The 22,685-nt window shown below is 66.6% G+C and carries 22 protein-coding genes; 10 read left to right on the plus strand and 12 right to left on the minus strand.

What is annotated here, in order from left to right:
- The first annotated feature begins 298 nt into the window (after positions 1–298).
- The 3 genes from AWC03_RS19560 (at position 299) to AWC03_RS19570 (ending at position 2,217) form a co-directional block, all read left to right on the plus strand.
- Complete coding sequence (locus AWC03_RS19560; protein ID WP_085242447.1) at positions 299–976, plus strand: hypothetical protein; 678 nt, start codon at positions 299–301, stop codon at positions 974–976.
- Positions 973–1,572, plus strand: coding sequence for a hypothetical protein (locus AWC03_RS19565; protein ID WP_085242368.1), 600 nt, complete (start codon positions 973–975; stop codon positions 1,570–1,572). The genes AWC03_RS19560 and AWC03_RS19565 overlap by 4 nt, the downstream gene beginning before the upstream one ends.
- Before the next feature lie 123 nt (positions 1,573–1,695).
- Positions 1,696–2,217 carry an Rv2253/PknI dimerization domain-containing protein gene (locus AWC03_RS19570; RefSeq protein WP_085242448.1) on the plus strand — a complete coding sequence of 174 codons (522 nt, stop codon included), beginning with the start codon at positions 1,696–1,698 and terminating at the stop codon, positions 2,215–2,217.
- 57 nt (positions 2,218–2,274) lie between these two features.
- On the opposite strand, the gene AWC03_RS19575 is transcribed toward AWC03_RS19570, so the two are convergent.
- The 10 genes from AWC03_RS19575 to AWC03_RS19625 all read right to left on the minus strand — a co-directional run bounded on the left by AWC03_RS19575 (position 2,275) and on the right by AWC03_RS19625 (position 14,888).
- Positions 2,275–4,020, minus strand: coding sequence for an MCE family protein (locus tag AWC03_RS19575; protein ID WP_085242369.1), 1,746 nt, complete (start codon positions 4,018–4,020; stop codon positions 2,275–2,277).
- A complete protein-coding gene (locus tag AWC03_RS19580; RefSeq protein WP_085242370.1) occupies positions 4,021–5,286 on the minus strand; it encodes an MCE family protein in 1,266 nt (421 codons plus the stop codon).
- A complete protein-coding gene (locus tag AWC03_RS19585; protein WP_141659128.1) occupies positions 5,283–6,710 on the minus strand; it encodes an MCE family protein in 1,428 nt (475 codons plus the stop codon). The genes AWC03_RS19580 and AWC03_RS19585 overlap by 4 nt, the downstream gene beginning before the upstream one ends.
- A complete protein-coding gene (locus AWC03_RS19590; protein WP_085242449.1) occupies positions 6,707–7,825 on the minus strand; it encodes an MCE family protein in 1,119 nt (372 codons plus the stop codon). Before AWC03_RS19590 ends, AWC03_RS19585 begins: the two co-directional genes overlap by 4 nt.
- Complete coding sequence (locus AWC03_RS19595) at positions 7,825–8,847, minus strand: MCE family protein (RefSeq protein WP_085242372.1); 1,023 nt, start codon at positions 8,845–8,847, stop codon at positions 7,825–7,827. The genes AWC03_RS19590 and AWC03_RS19595 overlap by 1 nt, the downstream gene beginning before the upstream one ends.
- Positions 8,844–10,103 carry an MCE family protein gene (locus tag AWC03_RS19600; protein ID WP_085242373.1) on the minus strand — a complete coding sequence of 420 codons (1,260 nt, stop codon included), beginning with the start codon at positions 10,101–10,103 and terminating at the stop codon, positions 8,844–8,846. The genes AWC03_RS19595 and AWC03_RS19600 overlap by 4 nt, the downstream gene beginning before the upstream one ends.
- A gap of 19 nt (positions 10,104–10,122) precedes the next feature.
- Positions 10,123–10,968: an ABC transporter permease gene (locus AWC03_RS19605; protein WP_085242374.1), complete on the minus strand. Its 846-nt coding sequence runs from the start codon at positions 10,966–10,968 to the stop codon at positions 10,123–10,125.
- Between the two features lie 9 nt (positions 10,969–10,977).
- Complete coding sequence (locus AWC03_RS19610; protein ID WP_085242375.1) at positions 10,978–11,796, minus strand: MlaE family ABC transporter permease; 819 nt, start codon at positions 11,794–11,796, stop codon at positions 10,978–10,980.
- A gap of 384 nt (positions 11,797–12,180) precedes the next feature.
- Entirely contained in the window at positions 12,181–13,386 is a 1,206-nt protein-coding gene (locus AWC03_RS19620) for a CaiB/BaiF CoA transferase family protein (protein WP_085242377.1), read from the minus strand.
- Positions 13,383–14,888: an aldehyde dehydrogenase family protein gene (locus tag AWC03_RS19625; RefSeq protein ID WP_085242378.1), complete on the minus strand. Its 1,506-nt coding sequence runs from the start codon at positions 14,886–14,888 to the stop codon at positions 13,383–13,385. Before AWC03_RS19625 ends, AWC03_RS19620 begins: the two co-directional genes overlap by 4 nt.
- 282 nt (positions 14,889–15,170) lie before the next feature.
- Here AWC03_RS19625 and AWC03_RS19630 point away from each other — a divergent pair, with 282 nt between their 5' ends.
- The 7 genes from AWC03_RS19630 (at position 15,171) to AWC03_RS19660 (ending at position 20,493) form a co-directional block, all read left to right on the plus strand.
- Positions 15,171–15,872, plus strand: coding sequence for an SDR family NAD(P)-dependent oxidoreductase (locus AWC03_RS19630; protein ID WP_085242379.1), 702 nt, complete (start codon positions 15,171–15,173; stop codon positions 15,870–15,872).
- A 49-nt stretch (positions 15,873–15,921) separates the two neighbouring features.
- On the plus strand, positions 15,922–16,797 hold the full coding sequence (locus AWC03_RS19635) for a mycofactocin-coupled SDR family oxidoreductase (protein ID WP_085242380.1): 876 nt from the start codon (positions 15,922–15,924) through the stop codon (positions 16,795–16,797).
- A 47-nt stretch (positions 16,798–16,844) separates the two neighbouring features.
- The gene (locus tag AWC03_RS19640; protein WP_085242381.1) at positions 16,845–17,045 is read left to right on the plus strand and encodes a ferredoxin; all 201 of its coding nucleotides are present in this window, start codon (positions 16,845–16,847) and stop codon (positions 17,043–17,045) included.
- Positions 17,046–17,092: 47 nt separating this feature from the next.
- Complete coding sequence (locus AWC03_RS19645) at positions 17,093–18,457, plus strand: cytochrome P450 (protein ID WP_085242382.1); 1,365 nt, start codon at positions 17,093–17,095, stop codon at positions 18,455–18,457.
- A 125-nt stretch (positions 18,458–18,582) separates the two neighbouring features.
- Positions 18,583–19,014, plus strand: a complete 432-nt coding sequence (locus AWC03_RS19650; RefSeq protein WP_085242383.1) for a hypothetical protein — start codon at positions 18,583–18,585, stop codon at positions 19,012–19,014.
- A 49-nt stretch (positions 19,015–19,063) separates the two neighbouring features.
- Positions 19,064–19,924, plus strand: coding sequence for a hypothetical protein (locus tag AWC03_RS19655; RefSeq protein ID WP_085242384.1), 861 nt, complete (start codon positions 19,064–19,066; stop codon positions 19,922–19,924).
- A complete protein-coding gene (locus tag AWC03_RS19660; protein WP_085242385.1) occupies positions 19,921–20,493 on the plus strand; it encodes a hypothetical protein in 573 nt (190 codons plus the stop codon). The genes AWC03_RS19655 and AWC03_RS19660 overlap by 4 nt, the downstream gene beginning before the upstream one ends.
- Positions 20,494–20,519: 26 nt before the next feature.
- On the opposite strand, the gene AWC03_RS19665 is transcribed toward AWC03_RS19660, so the two are convergent.
- Positions 20,520–21,695 carry an acyl-CoA dehydrogenase family protein gene (locus AWC03_RS19665; RefSeq protein WP_085242386.1) on the minus strand — a complete coding sequence of 392 codons (1,176 nt, stop codon included), beginning with the start codon at positions 21,693–21,695 and terminating at the stop codon, positions 20,520–20,522.
- Positions 21,679–22,677: an acyl-CoA dehydrogenase family protein gene (locus AWC03_RS19670; protein ID WP_085242387.1), complete on the minus strand. Its 999-nt coding sequence runs from the start codon at positions 22,675–22,677 to the stop codon at positions 21,679–21,681. Before AWC03_RS19670 ends, AWC03_RS19665 begins: the two co-directional genes overlap by 17 nt.
- Positions 22,678–22,685 lie beyond the last annotated feature (8 nt).

The following is a 22,685-nucleotide window of genomic DNA, read 5'->3' on the forward strand; positions in this document are numbered from 1 at the left end:
ATTACTTTGCCACACCCGAAAAGAAAATTCTCCTCGTTGGAGAAGATCACCCGAACCAGAAGCGATCGGCGCCGCGCCGCCCCGGCGCCACCCCGCCCGGCCCCCTTGGCGAGTGCGCATTTCCGCATGTCGGGGGCGCAAGGTCGGTGGCCGATGACGCCGTTGGGGCCGGTCCGAAGTGATAAGCTCCTTCTCCGTGCGCGACCCGGAACGGCCTGGCGCCGACCAGTGTGACGGCCCGGCGGACGTGGCCGATGCCGACGAATCGCGGCCGCGCCCAGGGGCGGGCACCGGCGACATGGCGCCAGTGTCGGACGTGGACACCGAAGAGGAAGTCGCCGAGGCCGAAGCGCGCGCCGAGGCGGCTCGGGCACGCCTCGCCAGGCTGCGCGCGGACGCCGACGACGACGCCTCCCACGCTGCCGAGCAGCGCCCCGCACGCTCGATCCGGGCACGACTGCGGTTGCCGGGGCGGCCACGGTGGCTCCGGCGCCCGGCGCGGAAAACCGTTGCCGCCGGCGTCGGCGTCGTGCTCGCCTCCGGTTCGCTGGCAGCGAGCGGTTACATGGTGTGGCAGCACCGTTCCACCGTGCACAAACAACAGCTCGCGGCGGAGTTCACCGCCGCAGCCCGGCAACGGGTCACGGCGCTGATGTCGATCGATGCCAACCATGCCAGGGACGACTACCAGCGCATCATCGACGGGTCCACGGGTGACTTCAAGGCCCAGATGTCTGCGATGTCGGCCATCATGGCCAAGCAGACCGAGGATTCGAAGGTCAGCAGCAAGGCCACCGTCGAAGCCGTTGCGGTCGAGTCGATGAGCGACAATTCGGCGGTCGTGCTTGTCGCGGCGAAATCCGATGTCACCAATGCGGACAACACGCATCGACCACCCGTCGTGTGGCGGATCAGCGTTGTCCTCGCACGGGACGGTGGTCAGCTCAAAATGTCGAAAGTCGATTTCCTGCAATGAGTCTCGAGCACGAATCGTCGCTGGACGGCGCGGACACGGCGCCGTCCGAGGAGGCGGGGTCGGCACCCGCTTCGCCGGGGCAGGGCAGAGCCAAGCGCCGGATCGGCCGGTGTGTGGCCAGCTGGCGTTCGATGCTGGCGACGGTGTTGGTCGTTGCCGCGGTGGGCGTCGCCGCCGTGCTGTACGTCGTTCTGTACCGACCGGATCAGCAGGTTTCCGAAGCGGTGGCGCACCGGGCGGTCCAGGCGGCGTCAGAGGGTTCCGTCGCGGTGCTGTCGTACTCTCCCGACAACCTGGACCGCGATTTTTCCCGGGCGAAGTCTTATCTCACCGGTAATTTCCTCGCCTACTACACCAAATTCACCGAACAGATCGCCGTGCTGGCACAGCAGAAGCACGTCACGGAGACAGCCCAGGTTATTCGGGCCGCCGTTTCGGAGTTGCACCCGGATTCAGCCGTCGTGCTGGTATTCATCAACCAGACCGCGACAAGCAGGGAGAAGCCAGAACCGCAGACAACCGCGAACAGCGCCCGGGTGACGGTGGTGAAAGTCAGGGGTTCCTGGCTGATCTCGAGACTGGATCCGCTGTCGTGACCGCTTGCGGTTTTTGGTTCAATCGGCATTTTGTCGGAGCCGACGCGGTGTTAATCTCATTGCACGAAAAGCCGCAAGCCGCATAACAATGTCGGTTGATTAATGCGGGCGGAGGAGCACCTGATGCGTTCGATTCGACCACTCACCGCCGTTACGCTGGTCGCCGCCACCGTATTCGGCGGTTTGAGCACGGCATCCATGGCGCGGGCAACGACCAAGGAAGAAGTGGCCGTCAACGGAACGTTCCGCGCCACGTCGATCGGCGATTGGGCCCAGCGGAACGATCAGTACTACGGCGAGCCGACCGTCGTCCAGACCTGGACGATCAGCTCGACGTGCGTCACGTTTCAGGAATGCCACGGCACGGTGACCAGCGACCAGGGATGGAGCGCTCCCCTGTACATGAATGACGGGGAGATGTGGAAGGTCAAACGCGAAGTGCGGGACTGGGAGCGGTGCGAGGACGGCACCGCGTTCACCGGGCAGCAGACCTATTACTTCTACCCGGTGAACGAATACGGCGGATATCAGCTCGGGTCGTCGACCTACGCCGGAAAAGACAAGACGGTCGGCCCTTCCGGTGCCTGCGGGCAAAACCAGTGGCTTGATATCGCGATGCCGTTACGCCTGGACAAAATCGGCTGACCGGGCGCTCCCACTCACTTACCTATCTCGCTTTGCGGCGGTCGCCGCGCAGCGATTTCAGGTCGGAAGCATGTCCTGCCACGTCTTGGGCGCCTTCGGGGCAACGAGATCCGACTGCTGGTACAACTTGCCGTCCGGACCGACATAGCGACCCGTACGCGGGTCGTACCGGGCGATGGTGACGGACGGCGCTGGCTTACCGGCCCCGCCGCGCAATGCGCTCGGTGCCGCCTGCGGGCCGCCGCCCCCGGCCGCGTCGGGGGGCGCGGCATCGGCCGGAATGGGCGCCGCGGGCGCGGCCGGTGGAGCGGGAAGCTCCCCGGCTGCCGGGACGTCCAGTGGCGCTATGGGCGGGAGGTCGGCCGACATTCTCGACATCGGCGCCAGCGGAGGCGGTCCCGACGACGGCACGGGCGGGACGGCCGCTCCCACCGTGCCCGGTGGCGGATTCTCTCCCCGAGGCCCCGCCGGCGAGCCGCGCGGCACCGCCCCCGGCGGCAGCGGGGTTCCCTCGACCGGGCCGAAGATCCTGTCGTTGACGGTCACCCGGTCGTCGGGCGGGACGCCCTGGGCGAGCAGGTTGGGGTCAAGTGGGTAGGGACCGAGAACGTGCTGCTTCATCGCCAAAGGCATGTACGGCTTGTCGCTGTTGCAGATTTCTACGGTGGGCGCGCGCTTGCCCGGGTGACCCATACACGGGTAGTTGCGGGCACCGCGAACGCCGATCGGCGAATCCTGCGGGAGTTTGCAATACAACCCGTCGGGTGTGTCGATGTCGGTGAGGTCGTCCGGGGATCGCCAGGTGTTGGGTGGCATGAAGCCGACCGTGCAGATCGGCGGGTCGTCGATCGTGAGCGCGAAGTCACCCTGGGCCGTGCCCTCGGGGTGGTTCGGCGCCGCGGCTGCCTGCTCGATGGCAACCGCCGACGGCAGCAACACCAGCAGCTGCTCCAGCGAGGGGTGGTACGTGACGCCGATCTGACCGATCGTGGTCAGGTTGGCCAGCAGCACCGGCAGCGTCGGTTTGATTTGTTCGAGAAGCCGGGACGCTTCGTTGGCGGCCTCAGGGCCGTTCTGCAGGATGGTGCGGAAGTGGGAATCATTGTTCACCAGCACATCCGAGATGCCGGCAAAACTGCGTGCCCACTTCCTGATCGAATCGGTGGTGCGCGCCTGCGTATCCAAAAGTGGCCCAGTGTCTTCGGTGAGGGCCTTGGTGCGGTCGACGACGCCGTTGGCGTCGCGGGACAACGTCTGTGACGAATCGAGCAGCGACCCGAGGTCGTAACCGGAACCGTTGAAGCCCTGGAATGACTCGTCGAGCAACTGGCCGAGTTTGGTCTTCGGGATGCTTTGGACCAGGGCATTGAGCTGGTCGAGCATCGGCCCGACCGGCTGCGGAATGGTGGTGTCGCGCGCGGCGATTACCGAACCGTCGTGCAGGTAGGGCGGCGAATCGTTTTTGGGCCGTAAGTCCACGTACTGCTCACCCACCGCGGAGACACTGAGCACCTCCGCCGTCAGGTCCGCGGGGACCTTCGGTGAAGTGCTAAGCGACAGAGTCGCTTTCGCACCGGTCGGCGTCAGGCCGATCGACGTGACCTTACCGAGCTGAACCCCACGGTAGGTGACGTTGGAGAACCGGTACAGGCCGCCGGTGGCCGGCAGCTCCAGCGTCACCGTCATCCGACCGATCCCCAGCAGGGTCGGTGCCTGGATGTAGAAGAGGACCATCGCGATCACCCCGATGGTCCCGGCGATCGCGAAAATCGCCAGCTGGATCCGGACGAAGCGCGTCAGCATCTACCCGCCACCTTCCGTCGGTGCCGTTGCGGGCGGCGTGCTTTGACCAACACCCGCGTCGGACTGCGGGGCCGCGGTCGGCGGCGGTCCCGGCAGCGGGGCCGCACCCGGCGGAGGCCCGGGCAGCGGAGGGAGGCTCGCCGGGTCGACCCACGGCGGCCGCACCGGGTCATGCATCGGATCGTGGGTGTATTGCAGGTAATACGGGTCCCCGGGTGCCGGTACCAACGGCTGGTCCAGCTGCCCCCAGTGGGTCCCCAGCATCAGTCCCCGCTTGAGCCGTGGAATCGACAAGTCCAGATCGACGTGCAGGTTGAAGTAGTCGCCCCGGACCGCCCGGTCGACGAAGTTCTGGGTGAACGGGAACACGAATCCCGCCGCCACCGCCGTCCCGAGTTCGGGCCCGACGTCGGCGAGCGCGCGGATGGTCGGCTCCAAGTTCTTGAGGTTCTTGACCAAGTCGGCCTGGGAGTCGTTGACCAACCGGGTGGCGGTGTTGCTGAAGACGCGCAGTTTGTCCAGCGCGGCCGTCAACCGCGGCCGCTCCTTGATCAGCACATCGAGCGCGGGTGGAATCTTCTGCAGCGCCTGGGTGAGAACGTCGCGCTGGTCGGCGAACGTGCCGGCAAGCCGGTTCAGCGCCTCGATGGAGTCGACGAGGTTGTCGCGCTGGTCGTCCAGCGTTCCCACGAACGTGTCGAGGCGGGTGATCAGATCGCGCACGGCGCCCTCGCGCCCCGACAGCGCGGCGGAGAAATTGTGGATGATCTCCCCGATCTGTCCGAGCCCGCCGCCATTGACGACCGCCCCCAACGACGACAGCGTCTGCTCGGTCGACGGATAGGCCGACGACCGGCTGAGCGGGATGGTGGCGCCCGGCTGCAGCCGGCCGCTGCCCTGCTGGCCGAGCGGAGTATTGAGCTCCACGTGCATCGACCCCAGCAGGCTGGTCTGACCGACGGTGGCCACCACGTTGGCCGGCACGACGACATCGCGCTTCACCGAGATCTCGACGTCGGCGTGCCAGCCTTTAACCCTCATCGTGCCGACACTCCCGACGACGACATCGTCGATCATCACCGGCGAATTCGACTCCATCGTGCCGACATTCGGCAGCTCGACGTGGTAGATGTTGGCGCCCGGCCCGCGTCCGACCGCGCCGGGCAGCGGTAGTGAATTCAGGCCGTGGAAGGCACACCCCGTTGCCGTCACCACCACGCAACAGCCCACGGCGAACACCCGACGCGCCGCTACCCCGGCGATCATTGTTGGGGCCCGTCGGCCGGCAGCAGCATGCCCGACGTGCTCTGCGCTGGGGGCGGTGGTGGCACCTCCGGGGTGCTCGGCGGCGGCGGCAGCGGCATCGCCGCGCCCGGTATCCGCGCGGGCGGCACCGCCCCCGGCGGTCCGACCGGATCGCCGGGCAAGCCGGTGTAGGCCGACACCGCGGGCGGGATCTCGGGCGGTCCGGGCTTCGGGCCCTCGCCGCCGGGTGCCAGGCGCGGTTCGCTGTAGAGGATGTTGGACGGATCGACCGACTTCTGCAGGAAGATGTTGATGGGGATCGGCAGGTTGTTGAAGTTGAGCACCCGCAAACCCGGACCGAGGAACAGCGAGCACAGCTTGCCCGATTCCACCGCGGTGACGTTCTCGATGGCGCCGAGCGCCGTGCAGCCCGGCACGGGCAGGGGAACCATCAAACCCGAGAACGTGGGGTTCGCGAAGTTCATGATCCCGAACCCGCCGACGATGGTTCCGGTGTCGGCGTTGTAGTCGTTGAAGAAGTTGCCGAGCGCGTTCGGCGCCGCGTGCAGGATGTTCTCCAGGTCCATGTGCTGATCGACCAGGACCTGCGTGACATCGGCCAACCGGGCAATCTGCTCGCTGGTCTGGTTGCGCGTCCCGGCGATGAAGCGCTGCACCTCGCCGACCGCCGTCGACAGGTCGGTCAGCGCCGCGTCCAGTTCGGATTTGCTGTCGTTGACCACACTGGTGAGCGTGGCCAGGCGGTCGTTGAACTGCACGATCTGGACGTTGCTGTCGCGCAGCGCGCCGACGAAGGTCTGCAGGTTCTTGATGATGTCGACGATGTTGCCGCTGCCGTTGGCGAGGATGCGGCCCACCCCCGACAGTTGACCGAGGGTTTGGCGCAGCTTGTCGCCGTTGCCGTCGAGCGCGTTGGCGGCGCTGTCGATGAACCGGCCCACCGACGTGCCCGAGACGCCACTCTTTGGCCCCAATTCCGTTGCCAGCCGCATCAACTGGGTCTTGACCTCGTCCCACTCGACCGGCACTGCGGTCCGTTCGACCGGGATCACCCCCCCGTCGCGCATGACCGGTCCACTATCTCGATAAGCCGGCGAGAGCTGAACGTAGCGGGAGGCCACCAGGTTGGGGGCGACGATCACCGCCTTCGCGTCCGCCGGAATCGGCACATCGCGGTCGACCTTCAGGGTCATCTTGGCCTGGGTGCCTTGCGGCTGAATGGATTTGATGTTGCCGACCTTGACACCCGACACGCGCACCTCGTCGTTGGGATAGATCGCGGTGGCCGTGGTGAAGTAGGCGGTGATCGTCTTCGGGCCGAAGACCGCATTGCGGACGAGCACGGCGGCGCCGGCCACGATGAGCCCGACCAGGACAACCGCCGCCACGGCCATCACCCTGTTACGGGGAATCCGGGAGGTCATTGCGATCCTCCGACCCTGCCACCCAACGTGCAGCCAGGGCACACCGGAATACCGTTGTACGGCCAGGGAGTCAGCGACCGCGGCAACGGTGAAGGGTGGCCAGGACCCTTCGAGGTGTCGAAGGTGCGGAATCCCCAGAGGTAATCGATGATCGGTTGGAAGAGTTGCGGGGCAAGGAAGTTCGGGACGAAGGCCTGATAGGCGTACATGCTGGAGATGCCCTCGCCGACCGTGATCTGAAATTTCTTCAGGCCCGTCAGCGCTTTGCTGATGTTGTCGCGATTCTTTTGCAGCATGGCGGTCACCGAATTCAGCCGCTGAAGCGTCGGCGCCAGCTTGCTTTCGTTTTCGTGCACCAGTGCCGTCAACTGTTTGGCCACCGCCGACGTGTTGGCCAGCAGGTCCACCACCTCCTGCCGGCGCGCCACCAGCACTTGGAGCAGAGAGTCGGAGTTGAGGATGAGTTTGTTGACCTGCTGGCTGCGTTCGGAGAGAACGCCGGTGACGTCGCCTGCGCTCTTGAACAGCTCGCCCAGGTTCTTGTTGCGGCTATTGAGGCTGCGCGACAACCGGGTGAGCGCGTCGAAGGCCGGCCCCATTTGCGGCGCGATCTGGTCCAGCGTCGCCGACAACGTGTCCAACGACTGGTTCAGCGCCGTGGTGTTCGTTCCGGCAGTGTCGGTTGTCAGGTCGCTGACCGCTTCCGTCAGCGAGTACGGCGAAGACGTGCGCGAGACCGGAATGAGCGCCATCGGGTGCAACGTGCCGCTGCCTGCGGACTCCACCGTCAGCATCCGCTCGCCCAACAGCGTGCCGGTGCGAATGTGCGCGGAAGTCTCCGACCCGAGCAGGACGTTGCCCTTCATCGCGAAGGTCACCAGAGCATCGCCGTGATGCAACTTCACATCCGACACCGTGCCGACCTTCACGCCCGACACGATGACCGGGTTGCCCGCCGCAAGGCCGCCGGCTTCGGTAAACAGCGCCTGGTACCTGACCATCGTCGCCCATGCGATGAACCGGTCGGGCGACAGGCCGACGAGGATGACCATCACCGCCAGGACGACGCCGATGAGTCCCGCCTTGACGAGCCCAGCTCCGCGATACTTGAGCATCAGGGTTCCGTACACCTTCCAGCGTCTGACCTGAATATCGGGGCTTTCACTGTCCTGCCCTGAAGATCGGTGCCGCGCAGTTCCAACTGGCACAGGTAGTACGGGATGGTGGCGCCGTCCGCGCCGAGTCGGACCAGCTTCCGGTAGTTCTTTGGTGCCTTCCCGATTGCGGCGTCGAGGCGGTCCTTGTCGTTATCGAGGATCGGCGCCAGCCGATTCAACTGGTCTATGGTGCCGGACAGCGGCGGCCGCGCGCTGCTCAGCAGATCCGCCAGCGAGGCGGTTCCCCTGTCCAGGGCGTCGATGGCGGAGCCGATGGTGTTGCGGTCGTCCGACAGCCCGCTGACGAGCCGCTCGAGGCGGTCGATCGCGCCGGAGAACTTGGTGCCGTCCTTGGAGATCGTGCCGATCACGATGTTGAGGTTGTCGATCAGCTGCTGCACCGTTTGATCGTGGTCGGCCAAGGTGTTTGAGAACGACGTCGTCTTGGCGAACAGCGACTCCAGCGTCCCGCCCTGCCCCTGGAAGACCTGCAACAACCCGGATGTCAGCGCGTTGACGTCACGCGCATTCAGGCCCTGGGTAACCGGTTTCAGCCCGCCGAGCAGCAGATCGAGGTCGAGCGCCGGCGCTGTGTGGCTGACCGGAATCTGACCCCCGGCCGGCAGATGCTTCGTCGAGCCAGGACCATCGACGAGTTCGAGGTAGCGGTCGCCCACCAAGTTCAGGTAACGGACCGCCGCCCTGGTGCCCTCGGTGAGGACGACGCTGCGGTCCGCGTCGAACTTCACCACGACCTTCTTGTCCGGCTGCAGCGAAACGCTGTCGACGGTGCCGACCCGGATGCCGGCGACCCGCACCGACTGCCCCGCCTTGAGGCGCGACACATCGGTGAAGACCGCCGAATACCCGTTGGTCGCACCGGTCCGGTATTGGCCGAAGATGAAGAACAGGAAGGCGGTCAGCATCGCCATCACGACCGCAAAGATCGCGAACTTGATCAGCGTGGCGCGCGTTCTCATCCGGGCATCCCCACCTGGGCGGAGTTACGTGGCGGCCCGGCGATCGGTCCGTACAACAGCTGTTTGAGGAGATCGGAGTTGATCAGCAGCTGTGGGTTTCCGTACCCCACCGGGTCGGCGCCGATATCGGTGATGAATTGCTTCGGATGCGTGTTGAACGGCAGGTTCGGCAGGCCCATGCACTGCGGGCCGCCGGTCGCCGCAACCTTGGGCAGGTTCGTCGGATACCGGTAGCGTTCGCCGCCCCAGGTGAGGCTCGCCGAGATGTTGATGCTCGGTTCCGACAACGGCGGACCGTGCGCGATATTGATCAGGCCACCGAATCCGCAGGTGAAAACCTCGTGGTACTCATTGGTCAGATCGGTGGTCGGCACCAGCAGATGCAGCGCATCCGTGAGCCGTTGGCGGTTGGTCGACAACACGTCGTTGCCGATGTCGGCCAGGCCGATCGCGCTGATCAGCAACGCATCCAGGTTGTGTTGCTCATCGACGATCGTCTTGCTGATGCGGGTCGCGTTGGCCGCGGTCTTCACCAGGTTCGGCGCCGCGTCGGCGTAGGCGTTGGACACCACCGGTAACACCGAGAGGTCATGCCGGAAAGCCGGAAGGCTCGGCTCCAGCTTGGCCAGAAACGAATCCAGGTCGCTCAGCGACTGGCCAAGCTGCGGGCCCCGCCCACTGAACGCTTGTGCGAGCGCACCCAACGACTCGTTGAGCTTCGGCGGGTCGATGTGCGCCAGGACCGACACCAATTCCTGGAACACCGTGTTGATTTCGACCATGACGTGCTGGCCCTGCAGCGTCTGACCGCCGTGCAGCCGCTGGGCCGAGGGTTGGGCAGGTTCGACCAGCTGGACGGACTTCGCACCGAATACCGTCGATGACGCGATGTCGACGAGCACGTTGCTGGGAATGAAGCGCAATTGCGACGGGTCCATCGCCAGGTGGATGGCCGCTTGCCCGTTGGGCAGTGATTCGACCGAGGCGACCTTGCCCACCTGCACGCCGCGCATCTTGACCTTGGCGTCCGAGTTCATGACAAGGCCGGCGCGTTGCGAGATCACGGTCACCGGAACGGTTTCGGTGAACGAGCCCTGAAACAGGCCCACCGCCAACGCGAAGATCAAGCCGATGATGACGACCGTGAGCAGCCCGAGCACGGGCGGCAGATAGTTCCGTCCGGCCGGCGGGTGCGCATGGCCGGCGCGCGGCGGTCGCCCGGCGACCGCGCGACCCGCTGGCACACTCTGCGTCACTGCCGTTCCACCTCCTTCGCTAACCGGACAGGTTGAAGTTGCCGTTCGTACCGTAGATAGACAGCGAGACCAGCAGCGTTACCGACACCACGACGATCAGCGAGGTGCGCACCGCGTTGCCGGTCGCATTGCCGACACCGGCCGGGCCCCCCGAAGCGAAGTAACCGTAGTAGGTGTGGATGAGCAGGATGGTGAGCGCCATCAGGATGGCCTGCAGAAACGACCACAACAAGTCGATCGGGTTCAAGAACGTGTTGAAGTAGTGCTGGTACAAGCCCTGCGACTGCCCGAGCAAGAACGTCGTGGTGAACTGACTGGCCACGAACGACAGGATGACGGCGATGCTGTACAACGGCGTGATGGCCATCATTCCCGCCAGGATCCTGGTGCTCACCAGGTAGGCGACCGGCCGAATTGCCATGCTCTCCAAGGCATCGACCTCTTCGTTGATCCGCATGGCACCCAGCTGGGCGGTCACCCCGGCGCCGAAGGTGGCGGCCAGACCGATCCCCGCGACCACCGGCGCCGCGATGCGCACATTGATGAACGCGGCCAAGAAGCCCGTCAGCGCCTCGATGCCGATGTTGCCCAGCGAGGTGTAACCCTGGATAGCCAGTGTGCCGCCCGCCGCCAGCGTCAGGAAGCCCACGATCACCACGGTTCCGCCGATCATCGCCAAAGTGCCCGCGCCCATGCTGATCTCGGCAACGAGTCGAACGACTTCGCGCGTGTAGCGGGTAGCGGCGAAGGGCACTCCGGCGAGCGCTTTGCCGTAGAAGATGGTGTGGTCGCCGATCCGGCCCATCAAGGCGACCGGCCTCTCGAATTCGCGGATCAACCGCGGATATGTGGCCCTCAGCGCCATTGCCAGCCCCTACTTCGCCGTCATCTTGATGCCGATCGCGGTGACGACCACGTTGACGACAAACAGGGACATGAAGGCATAAACCACGGTTTCGTTCACCGCGTTGCCGACGGCCTTGGCGCCGCCGCCGCTGATCGACAGGCCCCGATAGCAGGCGACCAAGCCTGCGATGAGCCCGAAAAGCGCTGCCTTGATGCACGAAATGATCACCTCGGGCACCCCGGTGAGCAACGTGATACCGGCGGCGAACGCGCCGGGATTGACGTCTTGGACGAACACCGAGAAGACGTAGCCGCCCAGGACGCCGATGATGACCACCAGGCTGTTGAGCAGGAAGGCGACCAACCCGGAAGCCAGCATGCGCGGTGTGACCAACCGCTGCACCGGGTTGATGCCCAGCACCTCCATCGCGTCGATCTCTTCACGAATCGTTCGCGCCCCCAGGTCCGCACACATTGCCGTGGCACCCGCGCCCGCCACGATCAAGACCGTGACCAGCGGTCCGAGCTGGGTGACCGCACCGAACGCGGCACCCGCACCGGAGAGGTCCGCCGCGCCCAGTTCGCGCAACAGGATGTTCAGCGTGAAGCTGACCAGGACGGTGAACGGGATGGCCACCAACAGGGTGGGAGCCAGCGACACCCGCGCGACAAACCAGGACTGCTCCAAGAACTCCCGCCACTGGAACGGCCGGCGGAACGCGAACTTCACCGCGTCGGCCGACATCGCGAACAAGGCCCCGACGGCCTGCATGGGTCCCGACAGGTCCCATTTCAGCCTCAGCTGGGGCAATCCCGCGGACCAGCGGTCTGCTCCTCCAGTCGCCATCGGCCTCAAACCCTTTCCTGAGTTACGAGACCGACGGTCTTGTTCCCGCCTATTGACTGCTGTAGATTTGGCTGAGACGACGGCCACGACGGCGCGCTGGCGACGACGAAACGCCCTGTGCGCGGCCGGAATCCGGCATCTGCCTCGGGCGGGACGGCGTTGTCCATCCTCACGCCGGGCCCTCCATTCTGTTGCGTGAGTTGACGCTCCAAAACGTGGGGCCCCATGTCTTGAAGCGTCCGGCGATTATGACTCATGCCGGGTCCGGACGGAATGGAAAACGCATAACCGTTATCCGACAAGCAATCAGCAGTCCGCTTAGTCGGGGCCAATGTGTCGCCGCAGCCGCGACGGTCGCCTCGAACATCGACGAGATCTCCGGTCCTAGGTGACGGCGCCGGCCGTCTTGAGTTCGATGATGCGGTCCCAGTCGAGTCCGAGTTCCATCAAGATCTCGTCCGTCTGCTCGGCGAATCCGGGCGCCGGCCCCGTTTGCGGCGCCGCGACATCGAACTGGACCGGGTTCGCGACCAGGTCGAGCTCGCCGGCGTGCACCATGTACTCGTTCGCCCGAACCTGCGCGTCGTCGGCGGCCTGCAGGGTGTCCTGGACGGGCGCCCACGGCCCCGCCAGCGTGGCGAAGCGCTCGCTCCACTCGGCCAGCGTGCGGGTTGCGATGGCCTTGGTCAGGAGCTCGACCGCATCCGCCGTGTTGGCGGCGATCTTCTCCACCGTTTCGAAGCGCGGGTCCTCGGCCAGCTCCGGTAGGTCGACGTGCCGGCACACGTCGGCCCAGAACTTGGTGGGCTGCATCATCACGAAGGAGATGTAGCGCCCGTCGGACGTCGTGTACAGGCCCACCAAGGGGTTGTTCGGGGCGCCGTGCACCCCCGGCGGCGGCGCTTCCAATCGCTGGCCCAAATGCTTTGTGAGCGCGACCGTGTGTCCCATCGACCACAGCCCGCTGCCCAGCAGCGACACGTCGACGATGGACGGTTCGCCGGTGCGTTCCCGTTTCAGCAGGGCCGCCGCGATGCCACCCGCGAGATTGGTGCCGGAGATGGTGTCGCCGTACGCGGGTCCGGGCGGCGCGATCATCCCCGGCATCCCCGCCGGCGTGATGGTCGCGGCGGTCCCGGCCCGGCACCAGAAGGCGGTCATGTCGTAGCCGCCCCTGCCGGCCTCCTCGCCGCGCGGGCCGAGCGCGCTTCCGCGCGCGTAGACGATGTTCGGGTTCACCGCCCGGATGTCGTCGATGTCGATCCCGAACTTCTGGCGGGCGCCGGGCAGGAAGCTGGTGAGAAAGACATCCGACCGTCGGGCCAGCTCGTAGAGCACCTCCTTGCCCTCCGGCACCGACATGTCCAGGCCGATGCTGCGCTTGCCGCGGTTCGCGTGTTCGATGTTGGGGTTGGGGTCGCCCTCGACGCGCAGCATGCCGGTCTGCCGCAGACCGCGCTGCGGGTCCCCGGTTACCGCGTGTTCGACCTTGACGACGTCGGCGCCCCACTCGGCGAGCACGGCGCCGGCCGACGGGACGAACCCGTACATCGCGACCTCCAGGACGCGGATGCCCTCGAGCGGCCTCACGCCGGGGCCCCCGCCGCTGGAACTGCATAAGTCTTGCTCTCCAGGAACTCCTCCAGCCCGGCCACACCCATTTCGCGGCCCACCCCCGACTGCTTGAATCCCCCGAACGGGCTGTCCGCACCGAAGTAGTTGCCGCCGTTGATGGAGAACGAGCCGGCCCGGATCCGGCGCGCCACCGCGAGCGCCCGGTCCTCGTCGCGGCTGAAGACGGCGCCCGCGAGTCCGTAGATCGAGTTGTTGGCGATGCGCACCGCATCGTCGTCATCGTCGAACGCGATCACGACGAGCACCGGGCCGAAGATCTCCTCCTGCGCGATCTCGCTGTCGGGATCGACGTCGGTGAGCAACGTCGGTGCATAGAAGTAGCCCGGATCCAGCCGCCTGCCCCCGGTGACCAGCGTCGCGCCCGCGGCGACGGCCCGCTGGACCAGGCCGTCGACCTTGTCCCGCTGGCGCTCGTTGATCAGCGGGCCCATGTAGGTTTTCGGATCCGCGGGGTCGCCGTGGCGGACGTGGGCGAAGTTCTGCGCGATCAGCTCGACGATTTCGTCGTGGTGCGACCTCGGGACCAGCAGCCGCGATGTCAGGGCGCAGCCCTGCCCCGCGTGGGTCACCATGCTGAACGCCGCGAACGTCGCCGCGGCGACGAAGTCGGCGTCGTCGAGCATGACGGCGGCCGACTTGCCACCCAGTTCCAGGAACACCCGCTTGACCGTCCCGCTCGCGGCGGCCATGATCTTGCGCCCGACGGCCGTTGATCCGGTGAACGTGACGACGTCGACGTCGGGGCTGGTGGTCAGCGCCTCCCCCGCCGCGGGTCCCGAGGAGCTGAGCACGTTCACCACGCCGTCGGGGATGTCGGTGTGCTCGGCGATGAGCTCACCGAGCGCCAACGTGACCAACGGTGTGTCCGGCGCACCCTTGAGGACCACGGTGCACCCGGCGGCCAGCGCGGGGGCGAGCTTCGCCAACGCCAGCTGGTTCGGATAGTTGTAGGCGATGATCGCCGCGACCACGCCGGCGGCTTCCTTTTCCACCCAGCGGTGGTGGAGCATGCCGCGCGACTGCCTCTCCCCGAGGTCCTCGGAGAACTGGTAGGTGCGCAGCAGATCGGCGTAGTAGCGCACGATGCCGATCGGCTCGTCGAGCTGGGCGCCGTGCGTCAGCGCCCGGGTGGCGCCGACCTCGGCGATGGTCAGCTCGCGCAGCTCGTCGGCGTGGTCGACCAGCGCCTGATGCAGCTGATCGAGGCAGCGGATGCGCAACTCGACGTCGGTCGGCCAGCTGGTGGCATCGAACGCATCCCGGGCCGCTTCGATCGCCGCCGCGGCCTCGGCGGCGCCGGCGTCCGGCGCATGCCCGATGACCGCGCCGGTGGCGGGATTGATCGACGGGAATGTGGTGTCGGCGGTGACCAGCCGGCCACCGATCAACAGCCGGCGGTCGGCGTGTGACTCAGGCGCGGCATCCGCGGCGGGCTCTGCCGTGTCCTGGGCAGCCATTCCGTACCCCCTAATGTGGTGACGGTCGCGATAATTCGGTTCTCTTCCCCGGCGAATCTTACATTCGCGTCTCGATAATTCAAGAAATTGTCAGGAATGAGAGCGGGCCGCTGACCAGCGCCACAACCGCCGATGGGGTGGTGCACCGACTGCCGCGACGCAGGCCGCGCGGGGTTTCCCGGCGAGGTTGCCACCCGCTCCGGCGTGAGAGTAGGGTTCTCATAATTGTAAGCGTGATTCTTTGTGACTGAGACGGTCACCCGTGGAGTAAGAGGCATCAACGTGAAGACTGCGGTGGTCACCGGTGGCGGATCCGGCATCGGCCTTGCCGTCGCGCAACGGTTGCGCGCCGACGGCCTCGACGTCGCCACGATCGACCTCCGGCCGTCGGACGACGACCACTCCTTCACCGCCGACGTCACCGACCGGTCGCAGGTGGATGCCGCCTTCGCGGCGATCCGCTCCCGGTTGGGCCCCGTCACGGTCCTCGTCAACGCCGCGGGCCTGGACGGATTCAAGCGCTTCACCAACATCACGTTCGAGGACTGGCAGCGGGTGATCGACGTCAACCTCAACGGGGTCTTCCACACCATCCAGGCGGTGCTGCCCGACATGATCGAGGCCAAGTGGGGGCGGATCGTCAACATCTCTTCGTCGAGCACGCATTCCGGCGCGCCCTACATGAGCCATTACGTGGCGGCCAAGTCGGCGGTCAACGGGCTCACCAAATCGCTGGCGCTCGAGTACGGCCCCGCCGGCATCACGGTCAACGCGGTGCCGCCGGGTTTCATCGACACCCCGATGCTGCGCGCCGCGGCGGAGAACGGCTTCCTGGGCGACATCGACGAGACCATCGCGCGGACCCCGGTGCGCCGGATGGGTAAGCCGGAAGACATCGCGGCGGCCTGCGCCTTCCTGGTGTCCGACGAGGCCGGCTACATCACCGGTCAGTTGTTGGGCGTCAACGGCGGTCGCAACACCTGAAACGTCGCGACCCTCGACGGTCTTCGGCGGCCAATTGGAAGGAGAAGCGGTGGCGGACGGCGCACACGGGCGCGTACGGGGCAAGGTCGCCTTCGTCACCGGCGCGGCGCGCGGCCAGGGCCGCAGCCACGCGGTGCGACTGGCCGAGGAAGGCGCCGACATCATCGCCGTCGACCTGTGCTGCGACATCGACACCATCGGCTACGCGATGGCCGCGCCCGAGGATCTCGACGAGACCGCCCGGCTCGTCGAGAAGACCGGCCAGGCCGTGGTGACCGCCCGCGCCGACGTGCGCGACGCCGCCCAACTGCGCGACGCGCTGGACACCGGGCTCGCCGAGTTCCGCCACCTCGACATCGTGGTCGCGCAGGCCGGGGTCGCCGGCATGAAGGGCGAGCCGCCGGTGCAGGCGTGGTGCGACGTGATCGACACCAACCTGATCGGCACCGTCAACGCCATCCAGGTCGCGTTGCCGTACCTGCGGGCCGGCGCCTCGATCATCGCCACCGGATCCACTGCGGCGCTGATGGATACGGCCAAGAAGGACGCCCCGGGTAACGATCCGGGTGGCATGGCCTACGTGCACTCCAAGCGCGCGATCGCGCACTACGTGCACGACCTGGCAACCGAGCTGGCGCCGTTGGGCATTCGCGCCAACGTCGTGCACCCCACGAACACCAACACCGCCATGCTGCAGAGCGAGCCGATGTACCGCTCGTTCCGGCCGGACCTCGAACACCCGACCCGGGCGGACGCCGAGCCCGTGTTCGGCGTGCAACAGGCCATGAGGATTCCCTATGTCGAGCCGGAAGACATCAGCAACGCCGTGCTGTGGTTGGCCTCCGACGAGGCCAGGTACGTCACCGGCATGCAGTTGCGCGTCGACGCCGGCGGCTACCTGAAGTGGTACGACTACCACAACTGAGAAGCCGCCAATTCGAGTCCACACCGAACCACCGCAAGGAGACAACCGTGAAGGTCTGGGTCGATCCCGAACGCTGTCAGGGCCACACCCTGTGCGCGATGATCGCGCCGGAGTCGTTTCAGCTCAGCGACATCGACGGCAGTTCGTCCGCGGTCGACGAAGTGGTGCCCGCCGATCGGCAGGACCAGGTTCGTGAAGCCGCCCAATCCTGCCCGGAGCAGGCCATCATCATCACCGAAGACGCCTGAACGGGCACCCCGGTACTGACCGACGAAATACGCAGGGAGACAGAGCTTTGAGTGTCGACGACGTCGTCAGCGACAGCGACCGCAAAAAGAACCAGTACCACTTCGATCGCCATTCCGCGGAGTACCGGTCACAGTTCGAGGCGATCACCAAGGAGATGCACACCAAGTGCCCGATGGCGTGGAGTGAGACCTATGGCGGCCATTGGGTGGCGGCCGGCAGCCACGAGGTCTTCGAGCTGGCCCGCTGCCCCGCCGTCTCCAACGATCACGACATCAACGGCGAACGGCGTGGCTACAAAGGCATTTCGATCCCCACCGCCAGCCGCATCAGCGCGGTGCGCGGCGGCATCCTGGAGATGGACGACCCCGAGCACCGCATCTACCGCACAGTGCTCAACCCGTATCTGTCGCCGGCCGCGGTCAAGCGCTGGGAGCCGTTCATCGACGACGTGACGCGCGCGTGCCTCGACGAAAAGATCGAGGGCGGCAGCATCGACTTCGTCGACGACCTGGCCAACATCGTCCCGGCCGTGCTGACGTTGGCGATGATGGGCATCCCGCTGAAGAAGTGGAAGATGTACAGCGAGCCGGTCCACGCCGCGGTGTACACGCCCGAACACTCCCCCGATATCGAGCGCGTCACCGAAATGCACAAGCAGATGGGCCTCGACATGGTGAACAACATGCTCGAGATCCGCCAGCATCCGCGGCCGGGAATCGTCAATGCCCTGCTGCAGATGCGCATCGACGGGGAGCCGGCGCCGGACTTGGAGATCCTGGGCAACCTCGGCCTGGTCATCGGCGGCGGGTTCGACACCACGACCGCCCTGACCGCCCATTCGTTGGAGTGGCTTTCCGGGCATCCCGAACAGCGCGACCTGCTCAGCAGGGAACGCAAGGCGCTGCTCGACCCCGCGACCGAGGAGTTCTTGCGCTACTTCACACCGGCCCCCGGCGACGGTCGGACGTTCTCCGACGACGTCGAGCTCGACGGCACCCGCTTCAAAGAGGGCGAGCGGCTGTGGATCTCGTGGGCGATGGCCAACCGCGACCCCGCGGTGTTCCACGATCCCGACGAGATCGTCCTGGACCGTAAAGGCAACCGGCACTTCAGCTTCGGGCTCGGCGTCCACCGGTGCGCCGGGTCAAACGTGGCTCGCACCGTGTTCAAGTCCATGCTCACCGCGGTGCTCGACCGGATGCCGGACTACCGCTGCGACCCCGAAGGCACCGTCCACTACGAGACCATCGGCGTCATCCAGGGCATGCGCAAGCTGCCGGCCACCTTCACCCCCGGCCGCAAGATCGGGGCCGGGCTGGACGAGACGCTGGAGAAGCTGCAACGCATCTGCGACGAACAGGAACTCGCCAGGCCGATCACCGAACGCAAGGAAGCCGCCGTCATCGACTGACCTGCGGCGTCGCCATGCAGAGAAAGCCGTCCATTGACCGCCCCAATTTTCCCGAGTACGCCTGTTCAGCGTGGCCGCGCTCTATATTCAGGCCAGGCGCGTGCGCAGAGACGGGAGACGCATCGGTGAAGACGTTCGCAGTAGGCCTTGCGCTCGCCACGGCCGCGCTGACTGTCACGCCGACCGCCCATGCCGACATCCAGGTCGGCAACTACCGGGTGGACACCAACCGGGACCCCGGCCACAGTTGGATTTGGGCGATTCGGCCGTGCCGATACGATCAAGGACCGGAATGCCTGAGCATCCAAGCGATTCCGCAACCCAACGGGCAGGCGGCGCCCTGGAGGTCGGACGCACATCTGTCCAACGGCCGCTACACCATGGCCGTTGACGTCCCCGACGGCGTGCGCTGCGTGGTCCAGTTCTTTCCCTCGCATGACGTTTACTCGTGGGATGCGGTGACGATGGCGGGTCAGGTCGACTCCACGTTCGACACGGGTTGCGGTGGCGGACCGGGGGGCACCGCCAGTTATCCGTTTTCGCTCGTGCGATGGTAGCCACGTGACCCGGAGTCAGTCGATATGAAAGTGACGGGCAGCAAGCGCGATGGCTGAGGCGAAGGAACCGCCGCAAGATCCGGCTCCATCGAAAGCCGACACGATGGCCATGATCGCGGAAGCCGAGGCGGAAGCCGCCGAAGCCGAAGCACTCGCGGCCGCGGCACGGGCCCGCGCCCGCGCCGCCCGGCTCCGGCGTGAGGCCCAGGCCCAGGCGGAGCGGGAGGCCGGGGCCAAGGCCGCCGAGGCGGCCCCGGGCACCGGCGAGGACGCGACCGAGACCGCCGAGGCACAGACCAAAGACGACACCACCGACACCGTCGAAGCAACCGACGAAGCGGAGACCGCCGGCGAAGTCACCGACGAGACCCCGGAAGAAACCGAGTCGGAATCCGAGCCGGCCCGCTCCCGGCGACGCGTGCGGCTGCCACCGTGGTCCGTGACGTGGAAAGCGGCCGTCATCGTTCTCATCTGCGCCTTCGTCGGGGCCAGCGGATACATGGTATGGGAACGCCACGAGACCACCGAGCGCAACCAGCGCACCGCCAACTTCATCGCGGGGGCCAAACAAGGCGTCGTCAACATGTTCTCGATGGACTTCAATCGGGCCAAGGAGGACGTCCAGCGGGTGATCGACAATTCAACCGGCCAGTTCAGGGATGACTTCCAGCAGCGCGCGAAGGATTTCACGACGGTTGTCGAGCAGTCCAAGGTGGTCACCCAGGGGACCGTGAATGCGGCGGCCGTGCAATCCATCGAGGGGAATTCCGCGTTGGTGCTCGTCGCGGCGTCATCGCGGATCAGCAACGCCGCGGGCGCCAAAGACGAACCACGCAATTGGCGGCTCAAGGTGACCGTCACAGACGACGGCGGGCAGTACAAGATGTCCAAACTGGAGTTCGTTCCATGAGCGACGACAGCCGCGACGTCGACGCCGCCGACGACTCTCCCGAACAGACCGACGACAGTGAACCGAGCAAGCCTCGGGCGCGGGGCAGGGTGAAGGTCGTTCCCTTCCTTCTGGTTTCGCTCCTGCTGCTCTCCGGTGGTGTGGCGACGTGGCTGTACTTCACCCAGTACCGGCCCGACAAACAAACCGACGCCGGCGTCGCCAACGCGGTCGTCGCTGCGGCGTCCGACGGCACGGTCGCGCTGCTGTCCTACTCGCCCGACACACTCGACAAAGACTTCGCCGCGGCGAAGTCGCACCTGTCCGGGGATTTCCTGTCGTACTACAACCAGTTCACCGAGCAGATCGTCGCTCCGGCGGCCAAGCAGAAGTCGCTGAAAACCAGCGCCCGGGTGATCGGGGCCGCCGTCTCGGAGCTGCATCCGAATTCGGCGGTCGTGCTGGTGTTGGTCGACCAGAGCACCACCAGTAAGGACAACCCGGACCCGGCGATGGCGTCCAGCAGCGTGCTGGTGAGTTTGAGCCGCGTCAACGGGGCTTGGCTGATCACCAAGTTCGACCCTGTCTAGCGACTCGGGTCGCTCGACAGGGGGAGCTAACCCCGCGGCAGCCCGAGCACCCGTTGGGCGATGATGTTGCGCTGGATCTCCGAGGTGCCCCCGGCGATGGTCCCCGAGAAGCTGCGGGCATAGCGCTCGAACCAACTGGCGAAGTAGTGGTCGAGGTTCATGTGTGCGTACGGCCCGGTCAGGCCCGGGTGAACCAGGCCGTCGGCGCCCGCCGACGTCAGCGCGAGCTCCATGGCACGCAGCTCGGCCTCGGACCCGAGCAGCTTGAGCACCGAGATCGCCGCCACGTCGTCTTCGCCGCGGGAGGCGCGGGCCAAGGCCGCCGACCCCAGCAGGCGCAGCGCCTGCTTGTCCATGATGGTGCTGGCGTACTGGTCGCGCTCGACCTCCGTGCGGGGATGGAAGTCGTCGATCATGTTGTCGAGCCGATCGGCGAAACCCAGCCACATCATCGTGCGCTCGTGCCCCAGCGACCCGTTGGCGACCCGCCAGCCCTGGTCGAGCTCGCCGACCAGATTCTCCGCCGGCACCCGGGCGTCGGTGAAGAACACCTCGTTGAAATCCCGGTCGTCGGCGCCGCAGATCGACGGGAACGGCCGGCGCACGACTCCCGGTGTGTCGGTGGGGATGATCAGCGCGCTGATCCCCTTGTGCTTGGGCGCATCCGGGTTGGTGCGCACGAACGTCAGCAGGACGTCGGCGTCGTGGGCGCCCGACGTCCACACCTTCTGCCCGTTGACCACGAAGTGGTCGCCGTCCAGCACGGCGCGGGTGCGCAACGACGCCAGGTCGGAGCCCGCGCTGGGTTCACTCATGCCCAGCGATGCGGTGATCTCGGCCCGCAGGATCGGCACCGCCCAGCGGCGCTTGTGTTCCTCGCTGCCGAACGACAACAGCGACGCCGCAACGATGTTCACGCCCTGCGGGTTGAAGCTGTGGTAGATCCGGCGGCGGCTGAGTTCCTCGAGGTAGACGAACTGCTGAATGACCGTCGCGTTGCGGCCGCCGAACTCCGGCGGCTGGCTCGGCAGCAGCCAGCCGTTGTCGAACAACAGCCGCTGCCAGTCGCGCGCCCACCGCGGCATATGGGATACCGAACGGGGCCGCTCCAGCGTTTCGCTTGCGGGCGGCAGGTTTTCGTCGAGGAAGGCCGCGAACTCCGACCGAAACGCCTCGACGTCGGAATCAAAAGTCAGCTGCACGGTACTCCTCCGCGATGCGCGCCCGGTGCTCGGCGGCGCCGCCCAGCATCAACTCACCGGCCTTGGCGCGCTTCAGCGCGAACTGCAGATCGTTCTCCCACGTGAATCCCATTGCGCCGTGGAGCTGTAAACCATGCCGGAAGACCAGCGACTGGCACTCCCCGGCCGACGCCTTGGCCATGGCCGCCGCGAGCCGGCGGCGGGGATCGTCGGCGGCGATGGTCAGCGCCGCGAAGTACGCCAGGGCCCTGGCCCGTTCCACCGCGACGTGCATGTCCGCGGCCTTGTGCTGAACGGCCTGGAACGAACCGATCGGCACGCCGAATTGCTGCCGGCTCCGGACGTGTTCGAGCACCAGATCGAGGATGCGCTGGCACGCACCGACCATGGTGATCGCCATGCCCGTCAGCGCGATGTGGTGCGCGCGCTCGGAGTCGACGGTGAGCCGGGCGCTGTCGGGCACCCGGACTTCGCCGAACGACAGGTCGGCGACGTGCAGGACGGGATCGAAGATCGCCGTCCGCCGCGCCGACACCTGGTTCGACGCGATGACGAACACCCCGGCGTCGGTCACCACCGCCAAGCGGTCGACGCGATCGCCGTCGAGCACATGCCGCGCGGTCCCGTCCAACACCCAGCCCTCGGCGTCCCGGTGCGCCGCCACCCCGCCGTACACGGCGGTGCCCGACTCGTGCGGATCGAACTGCTCAGCCGCCAACGGGGCGAACTGGCTCATCGTCGCCAGGAAGGGGGTGGGGTCGGTCGCGCGCCCCAATTCCTCGAGCACGACCGCCAATTCGACGGCGCTGGCGGCATCGTTCAGCTCGGTCCAGCCCTGGTCCACATACGACTTCCACAAGGGGCTGGGGTCGACACCGTCCTCGGCCACGCCGCGCACCAGAGCGGGTGGGCACTGCTTGGCGACGGCGTCGCGAACGGTCTTCTGCCACAGCCGCTGATCGGCATCGAACTCCAACAGCATGAAGGCCG

The organism is Mycobacterium europaeum, from assembly GCF_002102155.1.
Lineage (GTDB): Bacteria > Actinomycetota > Actinomycetes > Mycobacteriales > Mycobacteriaceae > Mycobacterium > Mycobacterium europaeum.